This window comes from Companilactobacillus mindensis DSM 14500 (assembly GCF_001434275.1).
Lineage (GTDB): Bacteria > Bacillota > Bacilli > Lactobacillales > Lactobacillaceae > Companilactobacillus > Companilactobacillus mindensis.
In genome coordinates this window covers 1-739 of record NZ_AZEZ01000016.1, presented here as the reverse complement: position 1 = coordinate 739, position 739 = coordinate 1, and the positions used below count along the sequence as shown (strand labels likewise).

General features: G+C 37.6%; 1 protein-coding gene. It reads left to right on the top strand.

What is annotated here, in order from left to right:
• The coding region (ltrA, locus tag FD29_RS02480) for a group II intron reverse transcriptase/maturase (protein WP_083477742.1) at positions 1-739 on the top strand (739 nt) is incomplete at both ends.

Sequence of the window (739 nt, the reverse complement as noted above, 5' to 3'; positions counted from 1 at the left end):
AGCATACAAAAAGGTTTATAAAAATAAGGGTGCCGCAGGCATAGATGGTATGACCGTATATGAATTGTTTGATTACATCAAAGAGAATAAGTCTCAACTGATTGAATCAATCAGCGACCTGTCGTATAAACCAAGTCCTGTTAAAAGAGTAGAAATACCCAAACCTGATGGAACTAAACGTAAGCTAGGAGTACCTACAGTCGTCGACCGCCTGGTACAACAAGCCATTGCGCAAGCAATGACGCCTGTATTTGAGAAGATATTCTCTGATAATAGCTTTGGTTTTAGACCAAATCGAAGTGCGCACGATGCCATAAAACGTGTCACAAAATTTTATGACCAAGGATATCACACAGTGATAGATCTTGATTTAAAAGCATACTTTGATGCGGTCAATCATGATTTACTCATGAAATTCATCAAGCAGTACATTAATGATGAATGGTTATTGAGAATGATTCGTAAATTCCTTACCAGCGGAGTAATGAACGGACAATTATTTCAAAAGTCTGAAAAAGGTACGCCACAAGGTGGCAACCTTTCTCCATTGCTAGCTAATATTTACCTAAATGAACTCGATAAAGTACTTACAGCACGCGGACATAAATTTGTTCGCTATGCCGATGACTGTAATATTTATGTCAAAAGTAAGCGTGCAGGATATAGAGTTCTCGGTAGCATTTCTAAGTTTCTTGAGAAAGACTTGAAGGTAACTGTTAATCAAAAGAAAACCACTGTT